An 18,507-nucleotide genomic window follows, 5' to 3' on the forward strand; every position below is an offset into this window, starting at 1 on the left:
CTCCCCACCGCCGGCCGCCAGGCGATCAATAATCTATCGAGATGCCCCCGAAGATCGTACGGTCGAAGCCTGGATTCAGGATAGCCGTCCCTTCCCGAGTTGCCGTAGCAGCCACGCTCGTGCTGGCGACCCACTTTTCGTCCGTGAGGTTACGTCCTTCGACAAACACGTGGTAGCCAAGTTTATTGAACGTGTTCTTATAGCCGGCGCGGGCGCCGAACAAGGTATAAGCAGGCGCCCTGAGGGTGTTGGCGTAGTCCACGTAATAATTGCTGGTCATGCGGATGTTCGGACCGATGTAGAATCCGGACGGGTGTTCGTAAATCGCTTCCGCGCCCCCGAAATGATGCGGCACGCCCGGAATGTAGTTGTCCCCGTGGAGGGCATCATTGTCATATAGAAAGCGCTGGTAGGTATAAGTCAAGCGCATCCGCAAGAGGTCGTCACCCATCAAGCCCAATGGAATCAGGGCGCCGGTACCGACTTCCACACCCGTGTGGGTGGTCTTGTCGGCATTGCTGGTGCCGGACTGCACGGCCGAACCGGGCAATAGCGCGTTGAGAATCTCGTTATTGATCCAGGAATGGTAGACCGCCAAGTCCCAGTTGAAGATGCCGGCTTCACCGCGGGTTCCCACTTCGATGGTCGTCCCTTCTTGTGCGTCCAGGGCGGATTCGTTGCCCAACTGATTCAGGCGAGGATCGCGGAAAGCCAATTGGGAGTTGGTCGGCGGCTCGTAGCTGCGGCTGAAATTGGCGTAGAATTGCTGCTTTTCGGTCGCCTGCCAGATCAGGCCCACCTTGGGACTGAACGCGGTGTACCAGCGCGACGCGTCGGTCTCGAGGGCGTTGTTGACGCTCGACGTCGGCACGAAGAAATCGGTCAGGCTGCGCCGCTTGGCATGAATGAACTGCCCCCCCACCACCAGGTCCAGGGTGGAGGTCAGCGCGAAACGGTCCTCCGCGAAAATTTCGATATTGAACGCCTCGCTTTTCGCATTATTCAGTTTGGTGCCGATCTCCGCACCGGGCAGGGTATTGTCCACCGTGCCGTAGGATTTGCCCCAGCCGAAAAATCCGCCCACCACGAAGTTGTTGCGCGAACCAAACAGCGATCCGTCGTGGGTGAAACGCCAACTGAGGCCGGCATCCTGCTGCCGGTTGCGGTTGAACGACCCCACCAGATTGCCGTAACCGATCAAAAGGCCGCCGCAGGCCGGGTCATTGATCGTCACGATACCCTCTGAGTCGGGCGTTCCCCGGCACGGTGCTCTCGTCGAATTAAAAGGCGACAAGGGATGCCACAAGCGGCGATTTTCGTACCATGCCCCCACCGTCAGCACATCATCGGGCGTGAATTTGATGGTGTGCCGGACATCGCCGCGCAAGGTATCGAGATTGCGTTGAACATCGAGCGTATTGAACTTATTGAAGAACGCTCCGGGTGACACACCATCCTGAGCCTGATAAGGATCGTCGTAATACTGATCGAACGTAAGAGATCCCGGCAACTGGAGTCGGTTCTTGCTGGCGAACAGATGTACGCGAGTCTCCTGGTCCTCGCTCCAGCGGTAACCGAAATTGGCGTAGCCTCTGGAAATATCCTCCTCGCTATGGTCCCGGAAACTATTGTTATAAGTGCCGGTATAGGAAACGAAATAATCGAGATCCTCGTTCAGCACGCCGCCGACCATCAATTGAGGCCGGTAATAATCATACGACCCGGTGACGAAGCTCGCATGGATACCGGGCGTATTGCGGCCGTTGCGCGAGACGAAGTTCACCGCTCCGCCCAGGAAGGCCGACCCGTATTGCAGGGCGTTGGAACCGCGGTAAACCTCCGTGTATAGCGCGTTCATCGGTTCCAGCAGCTCGGGGTTCGTGAAGCCGTCGGTTCCCGTGAGCGGCAAGCCGTCACGCAGATAACGCAGGCCAACCGAGCCGTAGGTCAGGGATGTTCCCTGCCCGCGCACCAGGATGCGGGTTTCGGAATTGCCGTAGCGGCTTTGCGCGAAAACCCCCGGCGAATAGCTCAGAACATCGGCCACGCCGCCCGGGGTCGGCCGGGTGCGATATTCATCGGAATGAATGAAGGTGGTTGCGCCCGGCACCTGGGAAAGCCTGTACCTGGCCGTCTCCGCGCTGGGGGTCGTCAGCGATTCTTCAATTTCTTCGGGCGCCGTCACTTCGATCGTCTGCAAGCGATGTTCTTCCGCATGTTCGGCCGCTGCCGGCGCTGCCAACAACAAGTTCACGCTGAAAATCGCCACTCCGGCACGAACGGGCGACATTGATAATTCTTTCGGCATTTTCGTATTTTCATTTCTTGTTAGACCGGAATGCCTATTAAAGAAAAATCCGTGCCAAACCAAGACTCTCAGCCGGCGTACCGCTTCCTTATATGAAACCCGCCACCGCCAGACCGATACTGCGTTATATGACACACTCAAATGCGTCATATGCCAAAGACCATGACCGTCAGATCGCTGTTCCCGCGCGGACGGACCCGCATAAGCATCCGTAAAACTCGCCTTCAAGGATCGAGTAGAATACATCGCCGCACTGTCATACCTATGACCCGGGCATGTTTCAGATGCGAAACAGCAATCGGTAACGTGCGTTAAATCACACAATCTATCCGACGTGATTAGCCCGCTCATAAATGAGGCCCGGATCTTGCTTTACCGTATTCAATCCAACGCGAGATCAATAGATTTTTTACCGCGGACCGACCCATGACACCGGCAATGTCGGGCCAAGCTTGATACATGTATGTAAAATACCCACGCAGTAAATATTCTCGTTATTGTTTTCGTTATCCCGACTGCCTCGCGCTTCTACCCAACCATCACCCCGTGCATCTATCTATGACTTCGACGTCCGCCGACACCAAAAAAGGATGGCGCACGTGGCTGGAGACCGCTACTTCGATTGCTGCGGCAGCGGCATTGCATGCCGCGGTCTGGGCAGCCTGGCTTGCCGCTCCCACGCACCGCGAACCGGAAGTGACCCCGCCGCAAATACTGGAAGTTTCGCTGGTCGCGGCACAGCCGGAAGCGAGTCCCGCACCGCCCCAGCCGCAGGTGCAGCCGCCGAAACCGGAACCCAAGCCAGAAGAGCCGGCACCGAAAAAGCCGGAGAAACCTAAACCCAAACCGAAGCCGAAGCCTAAACCCAAGCCGAAGCCGGCAGCGAAGCCTGATCCTACGCCGGCGCCCGAGCCGGAGCCGCCTCAAGCGGCAGCACCCAGCACGGCAACGGCACCGGTCCAGGCGAAGCCGGCGGCGCCCGCTGCCGCGCCGTTCGTGGAAGCCTCTTACAAGGCTCCCGGGCTAAACAATCCTCCGACGCGCTATCCGCGGGTCGCACTCGAGCGGCGCTGGGAAGGCAAGGTCACGCTGCGGGTTCAAGTCATGCCAAACGGCTCGGCGGGCGAAATTAAAGTCGAAGCCAGCAGCGGCCATAAGATTCTGGACCATGCGACCGTGGATCAAGTCAAGAACTGGCGCTTCATCCCGGCGCGCCGGGGCGACCGGGCCGTGGTCAGCTGGGTAATCGTCCCCATTGAATACAAACTTAAACGATGAGAAAGGTTGTCGCATGATTCACGTATCTTCCACCGATATCGTTCAGATCACCTTAGGGGTGCTGGTCGCGTTTTCAGTCATCACCTGGAGCATCATCTTTTTCAAAATCTGGACGCTCTGGCATTCCGGGCTACGCAATCGCGGCTACAGCAAAGCCTTCTGGGCGGCATCCGACCTATCCGCCGCTTCGGGTCTCGAACACTCGAGCAGCGCCCTGGGCCGCATCGCCGGGGCCGGCTTCGGCGTGCTCAAGGACATGCGCAGCCATACCTCGCGCATCCTGGAATGGAGCGGCGACATCGAGTCGATTTTGGAACGATCCCTGCGCCAGCAGATCAACCGCGAGCGCAAGGACTTGGAGCAAGGACTGTCCATGCTCGCCAGCATCGGCAGTACGGCGCCGTTCGTCGGGCTGTTCGGCACGGTCTGGGGCATCATGCACGCCTTGCAGGATATCGGCGAGGCCAAATCGGCCAGCCTCGACGTGGTCGCCGGCCCCATCGGGGAGGCCCTGGTCGCCACGGCAATAGGCATCGCAGCCGCCATTCCGGCGGTGTTGGCCTACAATTACTTCCTCAGGCGCATCAAGCTGGCCGAGGCCGACCTTGAATATTTCGCCACCGATTTTCTCAACCTCGCCGTAAAAACCGGTCTTAGAACCGACGGGAGCGAATGACCATGGGATTCAAGACCGATTCCTCATCCGACCGGGATGCCATGAGCGAAATCAACGTGACGCCGCTGGTCGACGTCATGCTGGTATTGCTGGTCGTATTCATCGTCACCGCACCGCTGTTGACCCAGGCAGTGAAAGTCGATCTGCCGAAGACCGAGAAAACGGATCCTGCCCCGGACGAGCACCTCGCTACCATCGCCATCGATGCCCAGGGCCAGATCACCCTGAACGACCAGCCGCAGCCGCTGGAGGCGCTGGAGCAACAGCTACGCGATCTGCAACTGGCCGATCCGGAACTGATCGTGCAGTTTCATGCCGACACCGCCGTCCCCTACGGCCGGGTGGCGGAAGCCATGGCCGTCGCCCACAAGGCCGGTATCACAAAGCTCGCGTTCGTCACCCGGGAGTGACCGCTTCTAGCGCCTGCCCCGGCCCGGCCGCCGCATACATCGGACCCCGCGAAAAACCCGAATTCGCCATGCAAAATTCATGGCATAATTGCTTTATTTTGAGCAGTTCACACGCATGACGTCGAGCTTACAGCGCGCAGCCTTCGCCGGGACCTACGACGACGAGAGCCTCTGCGGAAGCGGCCTCATGGTCGTACGGGCCGAAGCCGAGGCAGTGGCCGCCCTGGCCGGGCGCATCGACGCTTATTTTGCGGCAGCTTGCAAGCTCATCCTGGCCTGCAACGGCCGTGTCGTCGTGACCGGGATGGGAAAATCGGGCCACATCGGCGGCAAGATCGCCGCTACGCTGGCAAGTACCGGCACCCCGGCTTTTTTTGTACACCCCGGCGAGGCCAGCCACGGCGACTTCGGCATGATCACCGCACAGGATGTGGTTCTCGCCTTGTCAAATTCGGGAGAGACGCCAGAGATCCTGGCCATCCTGCACCTCATCAAGCGGCTCGACGTTCCTTTGATAAGCATGACGGGAAACCCGAAATCCACGCTTGCCCGGCAGTCGCAAGTCCATATCGACACATCGGTTAGAGAGGAGGCCTGCCCGCTAGGCCTTGCCCCCACCTCGAGCACGACCGCGACACTGGCAATGGGAGATGCCTTGTCCGTGGCGCTATTGGAAGCCCGGGGATTCACTCGCGAGGATTTCGCATTCGCCCATCCCGGCGGCAGTCTCGGAAGGCGTTTGCTGACCCGGATACAAGACATCATGCATACCGGCCCGGAAATTCCATCGGTACCGGAAACCGCCCTGGTGCGCGACGCCGTTCTGGAAATGACTGCCAAGAAGCTCGGAATGACCGCCGTGGTCGATGGGCGCTATCGCGTGCTCGGCATCTTTACCGACGGCGACCTGCGGCGGTTGTTCGAAAAGGCCGGCGACATCCACACCACCCCGATCAACGAAGTCATGACTCGCTTCTGCACCAGAGTCTCGCCCGAACTGTTGGCCGCGGAATCGGTGCGCATCATGGAGGAAAAGCGGATCAGCGCGCTTTTGGTCGTGGACGACGACAACCGCCTGATCGGCGCGCTCAACATGCACGATTTATTGAGAGCGGGAGTGGTTTGATGCCTGTGCGCGCTTCTCAAGACGTGTTGGCACGCGCAGCCGCAATCCGACTGGTCATTTTCGACGTCGACGGCGTTTTGACCGACGGCAGGCTTTTCTTCGACCAGCAAGGCCGGGAATACAAGAGCTTCCATGCCCGCGACGGCCATGGCATCAAGCTGCTCCAGGGAACCGGCGTGGCCACCGCGGTCATATCCGGCCGCCGGTCGGAGTCGGTAGCGCTGCGCATGGAGAGCCTTGGCGTTAACCATGTCTATCAGGGCTATAAAGATAAACTTGAGGCATTCGATCATCTTCGCCAGTCCTTGGCACTGCCTCCCGAAAAGATTGCCCATGTCGGTGACGATCTGCTGGATCTGGCGATCATGCGGCGGGTCGGATTGGCAGTGGCGGTAGCCGACGCCCATTTCAGCGTGCGGGAGCATGCCCATTGGGTGACGGCCACTCCCGGCGGAGCGGGAGCCGCGCGGGACGTATGCGATCTCGTCATGCTTGCCCAGGGAACCTTGCAGGGCGTGATCGAGAGCCACTTCTAATGGATATTCTCGCTGTGAGATCGCTGGTAACCTATCTGGCGCTGGCCACCTTGGCATTGTTGACCTGGTGGCTCGCCGGGGTGTACCTGCCGGACGAACAGTCGGCCAGTCCCCACAACCGGGGTACCGTCGATTATTATTCGAAAAACCTGACTCGAACACTGATGGACGAAAACGGTAAACTCAAGCAATTGCTGTTTACCGCCAGCCTTACCCATTACGTGGTTCCGGACCGCAGCGAATTGGAAAAGCCCGTTTTGACACTGTTCGGAACCGAAGGACCGCCGTGGGTCATTCATTCCGATGACGCCGTTATGCCCGGCGACAGCGATACGATATTCCTGAACGGAAACGTCAAGATTGTCCGTGAACGGGACGAAAACGGCAGAACAGTAAAAATCGTCACGCAGAACGCCAGAGTTCAACCTGATAACAGCTACGCCGAAACCGACGAGTTCGTGCAGGTACTGAGTCCGCCGGACGAATTGAGCGGCACCGGAGCCCGGGTACACTTCGGCGATGATTTAAAAGTCACGATACTTTCCAATGTACGAAGAAAGCATGAATTTCCCTGAGGAAGCGCTGATCAAGTCCTTCGACAGGCCTGTCCTGAGCTCGGTCGAAGGGCATGAACGGAATCAACCTGATCAGAGTTTCCCTAATGGCCGGAACTGCGGCTCGTCACAGCCGGGCGCCGGACTTCAAATCAATTCCGATTCCGCCCCGCCTCGTTTTCGGCATGTGCTTCTCCGGATCGTCAGCCGCCTTGTTCCGGGTCTGCTCATGGCCTCGTGGATGTCGCTGGCTGCCGACCACGCCTTTGCCTTGGACAGCGACTCGAAACAGCCCATTTATATCGAAGCCAACACGGCGACGTACGACGAAAAGAAGGGCGAAACCGTATACACCGGCGACGTGAAAGCCACTCAAGGAAGCCTGGAGGTCCGGGGTGACCAGATGACCGTATATCAAAAAGGCGGCGCAACCGAGAAGATCATCGTCACCGGGGATCCGACCCGGCTCAAACAGACGCCGGAAGGCGGCAAGGAAGACATACACGGGACCTCGCAGCGAGCCGATTATTTCCCGGATACCGGAATCCTGATCCTTTACGACAAGGCCTTGGTCTGGCAGGGACAAAACTCGACGGCCAGCGATATCATCGAATATGACACCAAGAACGGTTTGTTCACGGCCGGCAGTCCGAACACCGGCAGCAAACGCGTTCACGTCAAAATGCAACCGAAAGAAAAATCCAAGTAAATCATGGCGACCCTGGTTGCTACCGATCTGCTCAAACGCTACAACAAGCGCAATGTGGTCAACGGTGTCTCCCTGCAGATCCGCAGCGGCGAAGTCGTCGGCCTCCTGGGTCCCAACGGGGCAGGAAAAACCACCAGTTTTTACATGATCGTGGGAGTAATTCGACCGGATAGCGGTACAATCCACCTTGACGATCACAACATAACCAATCTGCCCATGCATGCGAGGGCGCAGCTTGGAGTAGGTTATTTGCCGCAAGAGCCTTCGATTTTCCGGAAGCTGAGCGTGGCCGACAACTTGAGGGCTGTATTGGAATTACGCAAAGGCTTGACCAACGGACAGCGCGAACTGGTCATCGAGGAACTTCTGGAGGAATTCAGCATCGGCCATTTGCGCAACCAGCCCGCCCTGGGACTCTCGGGCGGCGAGCGCCGCAGGGTCGAAATCGCACGGGCACTGGCCTGCGAGCCGCAATTCATGCTTTTGGACGAACCCTTCGCCGGGGTCGACCCGATCTCGATCATCGACATCCAAAAGATCATCGAGCATTTGCGGGACCGCGGCATCGGCATTCTGATCACCGAGCATAACGTGCGCGAGACGCTCGGGATATGCAACCGCGCCTACATTTTGAGCGGAGGCGTCGTGATCGCCGAAGGCTCGGCACAGGACATCGTACAAAACAAGGAAGTGCGCCAAGTTTACTTGGGCGAGCATTTTTCCCTTTAGACGGTCCCTTTCATGCTTGTTACCTCTGCACTAGAATGATTTGGATTTTCACTTTCACGCCGCCAACGCGCATTTCTGGATGTAAAGCTTCATGAAGCAAACTCTGCAACTCCGGTTGGGTCAGCAGCTGACCATGACTCCCCAATTGCAACAGGCGATCAAGCTGCTGCAGTTGTCGAGCCTGGACTTACAGCAGGAAATTCAGCAGGCGCTGGACTCGAACATGATGCTCGAAGTGGCGGAAGAAGAAGGCAGCCACGGGGACTTTAATGATGCGGTGGAAGTAGCAACAACCCCCAGTGAGCCGGAATTCAAGGAATTATCGAATCTCGACGCCGATACCAACATTCCGCAGGAATTGCCGGTCGATAGCTCGTGGGACGAGGTGTACGACAGTATTCAGACCTACTCGGCCGGGCACTCCGATTCGGACAGCGACGACTTCATTTTTCAGCGGGCACCCGCTCAGTCCTTGCAGGATTACTTGCACTGGCAAATGGAGCTGACTCCCTTCAGCGAGCAGGACTATGCCATCGCCACGGCGATCATCGATGCCGTCGACGACGACGGTTATCTGACGGTCAGCGTGGACGACATCCATCAGGGCCTCGCGACCCAAATCAATGGTCTGGAGGTCGAGGAAGTCACCGCCGTGCTGCATCGAGTTCAGAACTTCGATCCGCCCGGCGTGGCCGCCCCGGATCTCGCGACTTGCCTGGCGATCCAGCTGAATCAGCTGCCCGACGACACGCCGTGGAAAAAGGAGGCGCTCACGCTGGTGACTCGGCATCTGGAGCTCCTGGCCAAGAAAGATCTGGCCAGAATCAGGCGGACCATGGATTTGTCCGAGGAAGACCTGAATCGCGTCGTAACCCTGATCCGCACCCTCGAGCCCAAGCCCGGCCGGACCATCTCCGCCACGGAATCACAGTACGTCATTCCGGATGTCTTCGTGGTCAAGCAGGGAAACGACTGGGTCGTCGCCCTCAACCCGGAGATTTCGCCCAAGCTGCGCGTCAACCCGTTTTATTCGGGGATGATCAAGCGCGCCGACAATAGCGCGGACAACGTCACCATGAAGAATCATCTTCAGGAAGCGCGCTGGTTCATCAAAAGCCTGCAAAGCCGGAACGAGACCCTGCTGAAAGTCGCCCGCTGCATCGTCGAGCGACAGAAAGACTTTTTGGAATACGGCGAGACGGCCATGAAACCGCTGGTCTTGCGGGACATCGCCGAAGAAGTGGGAATGCACGAATCCACCATATCCAGGGTCACCACGCAGAAATATATCCACACGCCCAACGGCGTCTTCGAGTTCAAGTATTTCTTCTCCAGCCATGTCTCGACCAATGCCGGAGGAGAATGCTCGGCAACCGCCATCAAGGCATACTTGAAAGAAATCATCGAAGGGGAAGATCCGCTGAAGCCTCTGAGCGATCATACGATCGCAGCCATGCTGAAGGGACGGGGCATCAATGTAGCGCGCCGCACCATCGCCAAATACCGGGAAGCCATGGCTATTCCGCCGTCCAACGAAAGAAAGCGCGTTTTTTAAACAACAATCATCCAAACAACCAGGGAGATCATCATGCAAATCAGCGTCACCGGCCATCATGTCGACGTCACCGAAGCCTTGAAAAACTACGTGCTCGAAAAAATGCAGCGAATCGAGCGCCACTTCGACAAAATCGTCAATGTGCACGTGGTTCTGGAAGTGGAAAAGCTGGTTCAAAAGGCGGAAGCGACGGTGCAGGTCAACGGCGCCAGTTTGTTCGCCCAAGACGAAAGCGAAGATTTGTATGCCGCCATCGACGGCATGGTCGACAAGCTCGACCGGCAAGTGGTCAAACACAAGGAAAAGATCAAGGAACACTGATTTGCCGGGGGAGTGCACACTCGTTTTTCCGACTGGTCCGGGCATGAGCAAAACCTTGCCATGAAACTCATCATCGTCAGCGGCTTATCCGGATCGGGCAAGAGTATCGCGCTGGAAACGCTGGAGGATTCCGGCTATTACTGCATCGATAACCTCCCCGTCTCGCTGTTCGAATCTTTCATACGCCAAGCCGTAATCAGCAACCCCGGGGCTTTTCGGAAAACCGCGATCAGTATCGATGCGCGCAATCAGAGCGCCAGTCTGGAACAGTTTCAGCAAACCCTGGAACTGGCCGACCGGTTCGGCATCGAGTGCCAAATTCTGTTTCTTCAGGCGGAAACCGACACCCTGCTCAAGCGGTTCAGCGAAACCCGCCGCAAGCATCCCTTGACCGATTCGGCTCATCCCCTCAGCGAAGCCATCGAACTGGAGCGCAAGCTGCTGGAACCGGTCGCGAGCCGCGCCCATCTTTTGATCGATACCACCTATACCAACATACACCAGCTGCGCGAACTGATCAGAGGACGCCTCGGAGCGAAACAGGATCACTTGATGTCCCTGTATTTCCTGTCCTTCGGCTATAAGAACGGCATTCCGCTCGATGCGGACTTCGTTTTCGATGCACGCTGCCTCCCCAACCCGCATTGGGAACCCAGCCTCCGCAGCAAGACCGGCAAAGACTCGGAGGTCATAGACTTTCTCGCGAACATTACCGAGGTTCAGAGCTATCTGGACGACGTCGCCGCCTTCCTGCAGCGCTGGATCCCTCGGTTCGCAGCCGAGGACCGCAGCTACTTGACCGCCGCCATCGGATGCACCGGGGGGCAGCATCGTTCGGTGTATCTCGTGGAAGCTCTGGCCGAGCGCTTCTGCACGAACACTTACAATATTCTCGTTCGGCACAGGGACCTAATCCACTAACCCCCGCACCGGGCCGGACGAATACGGGCTCCCGTGTTTCCTCGCCGGCAGACGGATTCGTTATAATTGCCGCGATCGAACGGTGCGGAATCATGCTTTCAATTTCAAAACGACTATCACTCGTTCTTTGCAGTCTCCTTCTGATTGCCTTCATGCCGGCCCATGGTGCGAAGAAAAAAACACCGGCGGCAAAACCCCAACCCGAAGCGGCCGCGGAAGCGAAGCTCGATAAGCTGCCCATTGCCTACCTCTCCCAGGAGATTCGAAATCCGCCGATCCTGCCGTATTTCGAGGAACCGGTTACCGACAGAGGCATCCAAGGCGCCCGCCTCGGCATTCAGGACAACAACACGACCGGCCGCTTCACGCGCCAGGATTTCAGTTTGCGTGAAACCGTCGTCCCGGCGGACGGCGACGTGGCCGCAGCACTCAAAACGCTGCTTGCGGAAGGGCACAGGCACATTCTCATCAACCTGGAGGCCGCCAAGATTCGCGAACTGGCGGCTTTGCCGGAGTCGCAAAACGCCTTGCTGTACGATGTCGCCAGCCGCGACGACGGGTTGCGCGGCACGGCCTGCCGCCCCAATGTCCTTCACCTTCTGCCCAGCCGGGCCATGCGCGCCGACGCCCTGGCGCAATACCTGGCGAAGAAACGCTGGAACAAGTGGTTTCTGGTAGTGGGAACCACGGACGGCGACAAACGCTATGCCGAAGCGCTGAAACGCGCCGCCAAGCGTTTCGGAGCCAAGATCGTTGCCGAAAAAGCCTGGCAACACAGCTTCGACGAGCGCCGGACGCCGGAATCCCAAATCCCCGTTTTTACCCAGGGCGTCAAATACGACATTCTCATCGTTGCCGACGAATCCGGTTCGTTCGGCGATTATCTACCCTACCGCACCTGGCAGCCGCGCCCCGTCGCCGGCACTCAGGCCTTGGTCGCCACCGCCTGGCACCGTACTCACGAAGCGTGGGGCGCTCTGCAGCTGCAAAACCGTTTCCGAGACCAGGCCGGTCGCTGGATGACCGAAGAGGATTACGGCGCCTGGCTGGCGGTGCGGGCGATCGGCGAGTCCGCCACACGCGCCAAGTCGGTCGATTTCGACAAAGTGAAGGCCTTCATGCTCGGGGACGAATTCGCCCTGGCCGGATTCAAGGGCGTTCCCCTATCGTTCCGGCGCTGGAACGGACAATTGCGGCAACCGGTCCTGATCGCTTCCGAAAGATCGATGGTGGCCGTCGCTCCGATAGAAGGTTTCCTCCATCCCAAGAACGAATTGGACACTCTGGGTTATGATGAGCCCGAGTCGAAATGCCGTTTTTAAGCCTGATAAAAACGCTAAGTCTAACCAGAGGATGTAACCGATGAGAAAACTGCTGATGACGACTCTTTTGCTTGGCGGAATCGCGTCGAGTTCCGCCTTCGGCGAAACGGTCTTCGTCACCTTGGAAAAGGACAATGCGCTGGCCGTGGTCGATCCCGCTCAAGGCAAACTGATAAAAACCGTCAAGATCGGAAAACGTCCGCGCGGCATCGTGCTGGGCAAGGATCACCGGCAGCTTTACGTGGCCGCCAGCGACGATGACACCATTCAAATCATCGACACGGAAAGCCTGAAAGTAATCGGCAAACTGCCTTCGGGGGACGATCCGGAGACCTTCGCCATGGATCCCGAAGGCCGTTTCCTCTACGCCTCCAACGAAGACGACAACCAGGTCACGGTGATCGACATCGCCGCCAAGAAAGCCGTCAAAACCATTCCGGTCGGAGTGGAGCCGGAAGGCATCGCGACCAGCCCCGACGGCAAATGGGTGGTCAGCACCAGCGAAACCACCAATATGGCGCACTGGATAGACCGCAAAAGCCTGGAGATCGTGGAAAACACCCTGGTCGATCCGCGCCCCCGCGCCTGCACCTTCACCGACGACAGCCGGCAGCTCTGGGTTACCTCCGAAATCGCCGGCACGCTGACCGTTTTCGATGTCGACACCAAGCAGCAAGTCAAGAAAATCGGCTTCAAGATCCCGGGCGTCACCCAGGAAAAAATTCAGCCCGTCGGGATTCGGATCGACAAGGAAAGGCGTTACGGCTATGTGGCTTTGGGGCCGGCCAACCGGGTCGCCGTGATCGATGCGCAAAAGCTGGAGGTCGTCGATTACCTCCTGGTCGGCCAGCGGGTCTGGAACCTCGATTTTTCGCCCGATCAATCCCGGCTCTATACCACCAACGGGGTCAGCAACGACATTTCGATCATTGATCTCGAAAAACATAAAGTCTTGAAATCGGTCGCCGTGGGCCATTACCCTTGGGGACTCGCGGTTAAACCATGAGTTTCGATTCCCCGCCAGCCTTGAGTGTGGCAGAGCTTTCCTATGCCTACGGCAGGAAGGTTGCCCTCGACCGCGTGAGCTTCGCCGTCGCACCCGGCGAATGCACCATCTTGCTGGGTCCCAATGGTGCCGGCAAAACCACCCTGTTTTCCCTGATCACCCGGCTTTACGCCAGCCGCCAGGGCCGAATCCTCATCGCCGGCCACGACATCGGCAAAGCGTCCCGCCGCGCCCTGGCACAGCTTGGCGTGGTCTTCCAGCAGCCCACGCTCGATCTCGATCTGACGGTACTGCAAAATCTTCGCTACCACGCTTCGCTGCACGGTCTGAGCCGCCGCCGGGCCGACACGCGCATACGGGAAGAACTGGAACGGCAAGGCATGTACGAACGGCGGAAAGAAAAAGTTCGCCAGCTCAACGGCGGCCACCGGCGCAGAGTCGAGATCGCGCGGGCTTTGTTGCACGAGCCGCGTCTATTGCTGCTGGACGAACCCACGGTCGGTTTGGACGTCCCGAGCCGGAAGGCCATCGTGGAATACGTGCATCGGCTGTGTGAGGAGAGCGGCATCGCCGTGCTCTGGGCGACCCACCTCATCGATGAAATTTTCGAAACCGATCGTTTGGTAGTCCTGCACAAGGGAACCGTCCGGGGCAAAGGCCCGATTCCGGAGGTATTGAACACCGCCGGTGCGGAAACCGTGGGCGACGCCTTCCACATGCTGACGCGGGAGGCTGCATGAGGCTTCTGCATTATATCCGGGCCTTGCTCGGCATCATCGGGCGGGAACTGCTGCGCTTCGTGTACCAGCGCGAACGCTTCATCTCCGCCCTGGTGCGCCCCCTGGTCTGGCTGTTCATCTTCGCCGCCGGCTTTCGCTCCACTCTGGGTGTCGCCATCATCCCGCCCTACGAGACCTATATTCTCTACGAGGTCTACATTACGCCCGGACTACTCGGGATGATCCTGCTGTTCAACGGCATGCAAAGTTCTCTCTCCATGGTCTACGACCGCGAGATGGGCAGCATGAAAACGCTCCTGGTATGCCCCCTGCCCCGTTGGTACCTTTTGGTCGGCAAGCTTCTCGCCGGGGTTTTGGTCGCAATCCTGCAGGCTTACGCGTTTCTTCTGATTGCCTGGTTCTACGATGTCCAGGCTCCGCCGGAAGGTTATCTCAGCGTACTGCCGGCACTGATACTCGCCGGACTGATGCTGGGCGCGCTCGGCCTATTGCTGTCGTCCTTCATCAAGCAGTTGGAAAACTTCGCCGGGGTCATGAATTTCGTGATTTTCCCGATGTTCTTTTTGTCCACCGCGCTTTATCCGCCGTGGAAGATCCAGGAATCGAGCGAGCTTCTTCACACCCTGGCTTCGTACAACCCGTTCTCCCAGGCCGTGGAACTGATTCGTTTCGCGCTCTATGGGCAATTCAATCTTTATGCCTGTATTTACACCTCGGCGGCACTGATTGTTTTCCTGATCGTCGCCATCATCGGATACAATCCTTCACGAGGCATGATGCAACGCAAGGGTGGACCAACCGCATGACAAGAACGAAAACGATATTGGTAACCGGGGGAGCCGGATTCATAGGGGGGAACTTCGTGCTTCGGCAGATGCGCCGGCCGAACCTCCAGATCGTCAACCTGGATGCCCTAACCTATGCGGGCAATCTGGACACGCTGGAAAGCATAAAGGACAACCCCGCCCATGTCTTCGTCCTGGGATCTATCGGCGACCGCAGCCTGGTCGACTATCTCCTGGAACGCTATCAGCCGGACGCCGTTGTCAATTTCGCGGCGGAAAGCCACGTGGACCGGTCCATAGACTCGCCGGAACCTTTCGTTCAGACCAATATTCTCGGCACGTTCCAATTGTTGGAGGCTTCACGCCGTTTTTGGCGCACGCTCTCTCCCGCCGCGCACAAAGCCTTCCGCTTTCTGCATGTTTCCACCGACGAGGTTTACGGAACCTTGGGACCCGAAGGGTTCTTCACCGAGGACAACCCGTACCGGCCGAACTCGCCCTACTCGGCCTCCAAGGCCTCCTCGGACCACCTGGTCAGAGCCTATTTTCACACCTATGGGATGCCGACCCTGACCACCAACTGCTCCAACAATTACGGACCGTACCAATTCCCGGAAAAGCTGATTCCGCTGATGATCCACAATGCACTCGGAGGCAAGCCGCTGCCGGTTTACGGGACCGGTGCCAATGTGCGCGACTGGCTTTACGTCGAAGACCACTGCCGGGCCATCGAAAGAGTGCTCGATGAAGGCAAACCGGGCGAGGTCTACAACATCGGCGGCAACAACGAAAAAACCAACCTGGACGTCGTCGAGACCATCTGCAGCCTGCTCGACGAATTAGTGCCGGACTCCAAGTTCCGTCCGCATCGTGAACTGGTCACCTTCGTCGACGATCGCCCGGGGCACGATCTCCGCTACGCGATCGATGCGAGCAAGATCCGCCGGGACCTGGGCTGGGAACCGACCGAAACCTTCGAGACCGGACTCCGCAAGACCGTGAAGTGGTATCTCGAAAATCAGAACTGGTGCCGGCGCGTCATGGACGGCAGTTACCGGGGGGAGCGACTGGGCGCCGAAAATTCCTGACTAAAGCCGCCATGCCGGCGGCAGCGAATGACATCCTAGGGGGAATACGTTGAAGTCCGAAAATCTGAAAGGGATCATCCTCGCAGGTGGTTCCGGCACTCGCCTGCATCCGCTGACCTATGTCGTCAGCAAGCAGTTGCTGCCGGTCTACGACAAACCGATGATCTACTATCCACTGTCGGTACAGATGCTTGCGGGCATTCGCAACATACTGATCATCACCACGCCGCCGGATGCCCCCCTGTTCCAAAGCCTGTTGGGCGACGGCTCGCAATGGGGCATGTCTATCCATTATGCCGTGCAGCCGAAACCCGAAGGACTGGCTCAGGCCTTCATCATCGGACGCGAATTCATCGGGTCTGACCGTTCCAGCCTGATTCTGGGCGACAACATTTTCTACGGCCACGGTTTGCAGACCTACCTGGAAAATGCGGTAATCCGCGAAACCGGCGCCACGGTGTTCGGTTATTGGGTCAAGGACCCGGAACGCTACGGCGTCGCGGAGTTCGACGACGACGGCCAAGTCGTCGATCTGGTGGAAAAACCCAAGCACCCCAAATCCAATTACGCCATCACCGGCCTCTATTTTTACGACAACCAGGTGGTCGATATGGCCGCCGAACTGAAGCCCTCCAGACGCGGCGAACTCGAGATCACCGATATCAACAATCTGTATCTGAAGCAAGGCAGACTTCAAGTCGAAAAACTCGGCCGCGGCGTGGCGTGGCTGGACACGGGAACCCACGATTCGCTGCTGCAAGCGTCCAATTTCATTCAAACCATTGAGGAACGCCAGGGCCTGAAGATCTGCTGCCCGGAGGAAATCGCCTGGAGCCAGGGCTGGATCAGCGGGGGCGACCTGGAAAAACACGCCATGAAACTCAACAAAAGCGGCTATGGCGAATACCTGATCAGACTGTTGCAATTGGGGCGCCCTGCATGAAGATAGAATCCACTCCGCTGCCGGGCGTATTACTGATCAAGCCCGACGTTTTCGGCGATGCCCGCGGTTTCTTCCTGGAAACCTGGAATCGGCGGCGATACAAAGAAGCCGGACTGGATATCGAATTCGTCCAGGACAACGTGTCGCGATCGCGTAAAGGCATTCTCCGCGGCCTGCACTTCCAGAACCCGAATCCGCAAGGCAAGCTCGTGCAGGCCTTGCAGGGTGAAGTATTCGACGTGGCAGTGGATATCCGCACCGGCTCGCCGACTTTCGGCCGCTGGTTCGGCACGCTTCTTTCGGAAGAAAATCACCATCAGCTGTATGTGCCCGAAGGTTTTGCCCACGGGTTCTGCGTGCTGAGCGACACGGCGCTTTTTTCCTACAAATGCACCGATTTTTACAATCCGGGCGCGGAATTCAGCCTCCGCTGGGACGACCCCGACCTAGGCATCGCCTGGCCGATCGAGAATCCCGTGTTATCGGCGAAGGACCAATCCGCCCGCTATCTGAAGGATTTTCCCCAAGACATGCTCCCGGTCTTTCAAGCATGAAGATTCTTCTGATTGGACGCGAGGGACAAGTGGCGTGGGAGTTGCGCCGCAGCCTGGCCTGCCTGGGCCAGGTCGTAGCCCTGGACCGCCGCTCGACACCTCCCCTCGACCTGGCCGATCCCGATTCCATCCGCACGTCGATCCGCCAAATTCGGCCCCATCTGATCGTCAATGCGGCGGCCTACACCGCCGTGGACAAGGCGGAACAGGAAAGCGAGCTCGCTTTCCGAATCAATGCCGAGGCGCCGGGCATCTTGGCCGAGGAAGCACTGGCCGTCGGAGCCGGGCTGATTCATTACTCCACCGACTACGTTTTCCCCGGGGACGGCGAAACGCCTTATCGCGAGGACGATCCGATCGGCCCGCAAAATACCTACGGCCGCAGCAAGCTCACCGGCGAAGAAGCCATCCGGCAGGTGGGCGCGCCTCACTTCGTGCTTCGCACCGCCTGGGTCTACGGACGCCGCGGCCAGAACTTTCTGCTCACGATGTTACGACTGATGCGGGAACGCGAACTGGTCCGGGTCGTGGACGATCAGTACGGCGCCCCGACCTGGAGCCGGCTCATCGCCGAAGCCACCGCCTTATTGGTTGCGAAATCCTCGGTCAAGGAGCGGTTCGAGCCGGGCGAGCGGCAAGGCACTTATCATTTGAGCTGTGGCGGTCAAACCAGTTGGTACGGCTTCGCCTGCAGGATACTGGATTATTCCCGCGAAAAGGGACTGCTGCCGGCATCCACGACCAGACTGGAGCCGATCCCGAGCTCCGATTATCCGACGCCGGCGCAACGCCCGAAATATTCCGTGCTTTCCAACGAAAAGCTTTTCGACCAATTCGGCCTGGTGTTGCCGGATTGGGATCAGGCCCTACGCTTATGCCTGGATGACTTTGGGTGCTGATCGAAGGGATGGCTAGGAACTGCTTCTCACTGTAGGTCTTGCATCGA

Annotated in this window: 20 protein-coding genes; 19 read left to right on the forward strand and 1 reads right to left on the reverse strand. The window is 58.3% G+C overall.

The features are described from left to right. Positions 1-25: 25 nt before the first annotated feature. Positions 26-2,290 (reverse strand): TonB-dependent receptor family protein, encoded by a 2,265-nt coding sequence (locus sS8_RS10255; protein ID WP_232020590.1) that lies wholly within the window; start codon positions 2,288-2,290, stop codon positions 26-28. 576 nt (positions 2,291-2,866) lie between these two features. Between sS8_RS10255 and sS8_RS27630 the strand changes: the two genes are divergently transcribed. The 19 genes from sS8_RS27630 (at position 2,867) to rfbD (ending at position 18,460) form a co-directional block, all read left to right on the forward strand. Continuing rightward, on the forward strand, positions 2,867-3,586 hold the full coding sequence (locus sS8_RS27630) for an energy transducer TonB (RefSeq protein WP_145986485.1): 720 nt from the start codon (positions 2,867-2,869) through the stop codon (positions 3,584-3,586). 13 nt (positions 3,587-3,599) lie between these two features. Then, a complete protein-coding gene (locus sS8_RS29530) occupies positions 3,600-4,262 on the forward strand; it encodes a MotA/TolQ/ExbB proton channel family protein (protein ID WP_119629568.1) in 663 nt (220 codons plus the stop codon). A gap of 2 nt (positions 4,263-4,264) precedes the next feature. Continuing rightward, positions 4,265-4,672: an ExbD/TolR family protein gene (locus tag sS8_RS10275; RefSeq protein WP_119629569.1), complete on the forward strand. Its 408-nt coding sequence runs from the start codon at positions 4,265-4,267 to the stop codon at positions 4,670-4,672. A gap of 115 nt (positions 4,673-4,787) precedes the next feature. Beyond that, the gene (locus sS8_RS10280) at positions 4,788-5,798 is read left to right on the forward strand and encodes a KpsF/GutQ family sugar-phosphate isomerase (protein ID WP_119632707.1); all 1,011 of its coding nucleotides are present in this window, start codon (positions 4,788-4,790) and stop codon (positions 5,796-5,798) included. Continuing rightward, a complete protein-coding gene (gene kdsC / locus sS8_RS10285; RefSeq protein ID WP_119629570.1) occupies positions 5,798-6,334 on the forward strand; it encodes a 3-deoxy-manno-octulosonate-8-phosphatase KdsC in 537 nt (178 codons plus the stop codon). The genes sS8_RS10280 and kdsC overlap by 1 nt, the downstream gene beginning before the upstream one ends. Then, positions 6,334-6,909, forward strand: a complete 576-nt coding sequence (gene lptC / locus sS8_RS10290) for an LPS export ABC transporter periplasmic protein LptC (protein WP_170161029.1) — start codon at positions 6,334-6,336, stop codon at positions 6,907-6,909. The genes kdsC and lptC overlap by 1 nt, the downstream gene beginning before the upstream one ends. Continuing rightward, positions 6,896-7,597 carry a lipopolysaccharide transport periplasmic protein LptA gene (lptA, locus tag sS8_RS10295; RefSeq protein WP_232020591.1) on the forward strand — a complete coding sequence of 234 codons (702 nt, stop codon included), beginning with the start codon at positions 6,896-6,898 and terminating at the stop codon, positions 7,595-7,597. Before lptC ends, lptA begins: the two co-directional genes overlap by 14 nt. A 3-nt stretch (positions 7,598-7,600) precedes the next feature. After that, entirely contained in the window at positions 7,601-8,326 is a 726-nt protein-coding gene (gene lptB / locus sS8_RS10300) for an LPS export ABC transporter ATP-binding protein (RefSeq protein WP_119629572.1), read from the forward strand. Between the two features lie 91 nt (positions 8,327-8,417). Next, positions 8,418-9,881, forward strand: coding sequence for an RNA polymerase factor sigma-54 (locus sS8_RS10305; protein ID WP_119629573.1), 1,464 nt, complete (start codon positions 8,418-8,420; stop codon positions 9,879-9,881). A 33-nt stretch (positions 9,882-9,914) separates the two neighbouring features. Continuing rightward, entirely contained in the window at positions 9,915-10,202 is a 288-nt protein-coding gene (gene hpf, locus sS8_RS10310) for a ribosome hibernation-promoting factor, HPF/YfiA family (RefSeq protein ID WP_119629574.1), read from the forward strand. 60 nt (positions 10,203-10,262) lie between these two features. After that, positions 10,263-11,123, forward strand: a complete 861-nt coding sequence (gene rapZ, locus sS8_RS10315; protein ID WP_119629575.1) for an RNase adapter RapZ — start codon at positions 10,263-10,265, stop codon at positions 11,121-11,123. Between the two features lie 92 nt (positions 11,124-11,215). Beyond that, positions 11,216-12,445: an ABC transporter substrate-binding protein gene (locus sS8_RS10320; protein ID WP_232020592.1), complete on the forward strand. Its 1,230-nt coding sequence runs from the start codon at positions 11,216-11,218 to the stop codon at positions 12,443-12,445. 40 nt (positions 12,446-12,485) lie between these two features. After that, entirely contained in the window at positions 12,486-13,451 is a 966-nt protein-coding gene (locus sS8_RS10325) for a PQQ-dependent catabolism-associated beta-propeller protein (protein WP_119629577.1), read from the forward strand. Continuing rightward, positions 13,448-14,191, forward strand: a complete 744-nt coding sequence (locus sS8_RS10330) for an ABC transporter ATP-binding protein (protein WP_119629578.1) — start codon at positions 13,448-13,450, stop codon at positions 14,189-14,191. The genes sS8_RS10325 and sS8_RS10330 overlap by 4 nt, the downstream gene beginning before the upstream one ends. Next, on the forward strand, positions 14,188-14,997 hold the full coding sequence (locus sS8_RS10335; protein ID WP_119629579.1) for an ABC transporter permease: 810 nt from the start codon (positions 14,188-14,190) through the stop codon (positions 14,995-14,997). The genes sS8_RS10330 and sS8_RS10335 overlap by 4 nt, the downstream gene beginning before the upstream one ends. Next, a complete protein-coding gene (gene rfbB / locus sS8_RS10340; protein ID WP_119629580.1) occupies positions 14,994-16,064 on the forward strand; it encodes a dTDP-glucose 4,6-dehydratase in 1,071 nt (356 codons plus the stop codon). Before sS8_RS10335 ends, rfbB begins: the two co-directional genes overlap by 4 nt. A gap of 49 nt (positions 16,065-16,113) precedes the next feature. Continuing rightward, positions 16,114-17,007, forward strand: coding sequence for a glucose-1-phosphate thymidylyltransferase RfbA (gene rfbA, locus sS8_RS10345; protein WP_232020593.1), 894 nt, complete (start codon positions 16,114-16,116; stop codon positions 17,005-17,007). Continuing rightward, a complete protein-coding gene (gene rfbC, locus sS8_RS10350) occupies positions 17,004-17,561 on the forward strand; it encodes a dTDP-4-dehydrorhamnose 3,5-epimerase (RefSeq protein WP_119629581.1) in 558 nt (185 codons plus the stop codon). The genes rfbA and rfbC overlap by 4 nt, the downstream gene beginning before the upstream one ends. Then, on the forward strand, positions 17,558-18,460 hold the full coding sequence (gene rfbD, locus sS8_RS10355; protein ID WP_119629582.1) for a dTDP-4-dehydrorhamnose reductase: 903 nt from the start codon (positions 17,558-17,560) through the stop codon (positions 18,458-18,460). The genes rfbC and rfbD overlap by 4 nt, the downstream gene beginning before the upstream one ends. The last annotated feature ends 47 nt before the right edge of the window (positions 18,461-18,507 follow it).

It is taken from the genome of Methylocaldum marinum (genome assembly GCF_003584645.1).
Classification (GTDB): Bacteria; Pseudomonadota; Gammaproteobacteria; order Methylococcales; family Methylococcaceae; genus Methylocaldum; species Methylocaldum marinum.

What these genes read in the sequence shown, in the direction of transcription:
- sS8_RS10255 (WP_232020590.1), bottom strand. Translation starts at nt 2,290, where the DNA reads ATGTCGCCCGTTCGTGCCGGAGTGGCGATTTTCAGCGTGAACTTGTTG.
- sS8_RS27630 (WP_145986485.1), top strand. Translation starts at nt 2,867, where the DNA reads ATGACTTCGACGTCCGCCGACACCAAAAAAGGATGGCGCACGTGGCTG.
- sS8_RS29530 (WP_119629568.1), top strand. Translation starts at nt 3,600, where the DNA reads ATGATTCACGTATCTTCCACCGATATCGTTCAGATCACCTTAGGGGTG.
- sS8_RS10275 (WP_119629569.1), top strand. Translation starts at nt 4,265, where the DNA reads ATGGGATTCAAGACCGATTCCTCATCCGACCGGGATGCCATGAGCGAA.
- sS8_RS10280 (WP_119632707.1), top strand. Translation starts at nt 4,788, where the DNA reads ATGACGTCGAGCTTACAGCGCGCAGCCTTCGCCGGGACCTACGACGAC.
- kdsC (WP_119629570.1), top strand. Translation starts at nt 5,798, where the DNA reads ATGCCTGTGCGCGCTTCTCAAGACGTGTTGGCACGCGCAGCCGCAATC.
- lptC (WP_170161029.1), top strand. Translation starts at nt 6,334, where the DNA reads ATGGATATTCTCGCTGTGAGATCGCTGGTAACCTATCTGGCGCTGGCC.
- lptA (WP_232020591.1), top strand. Translation starts at nt 6,896, where the DNA reads ATGAATTTCCCTGAGGAAGCGCTGATCAAGTCCTTCGACAGGCCTGTC.
- lptB (WP_119629572.1), top strand. Translation starts at nt 7,601, where the DNA reads ATGGCGACCCTGGTTGCTACCGATCTGCTCAAACGCTACAACAAGCGC.
- sS8_RS10305 (WP_119629573.1), top strand. Translation starts at nt 8,418, where the DNA reads ATGAAGCAAACTCTGCAACTCCGGTTGGGTCAGCAGCTGACCATGACT.
- hpf (WP_119629574.1), top strand. Translation starts at nt 9,915, where the DNA reads ATGCAAATCAGCGTCACCGGCCATCATGTCGACGTCACCGAAGCCTTG.
- rapZ (WP_119629575.1), top strand. Translation starts at nt 10,263, where the DNA reads ATGAAACTCATCATCGTCAGCGGCTTATCCGGATCGGGCAAGAGTATC.
- sS8_RS10320 (WP_232020592.1), top strand. Translation starts at nt 11,216, where the DNA reads ATGCTTTCAATTTCAAAACGACTATCACTCGTTCTTTGCAGTCTCCTT.
- sS8_RS10325 (WP_119629577.1), top strand. Translation starts at nt 12,486, where the DNA reads ATGAGAAAACTGCTGATGACGACTCTTTTGCTTGGCGGAATCGCGTCG.
- sS8_RS10330 (WP_119629578.1), top strand. Translation starts at nt 13,448, where the DNA reads ATGAGTTTCGATTCCCCGCCAGCCTTGAGTGTGGCAGAGCTTTCCTAT.
- sS8_RS10335 (WP_119629579.1), top strand. Translation starts at nt 14,188, where the DNA reads ATGAGGCTTCTGCATTATATCCGGGCCTTGCTCGGCATCATCGGGCGG.
- rfbB (WP_119629580.1), top strand. Translation starts at nt 14,994, where the DNA reads ATGACAAGAACGAAAACGATATTGGTAACCGGGGGAGCCGGATTCATA.
- rfbC (WP_119629581.1), top strand. Translation starts at nt 17,004, where the DNA reads ATGAAGATAGAATCCACTCCGCTGCCGGGCGTATTACTGATCAAGCCC.
- rfbD (WP_119629582.1), top strand. Translation starts at nt 17,558, where the DNA reads ATGAAGATTCTTCTGATTGGACGCGAGGGACAAGTGGCGTGGGAGTTG.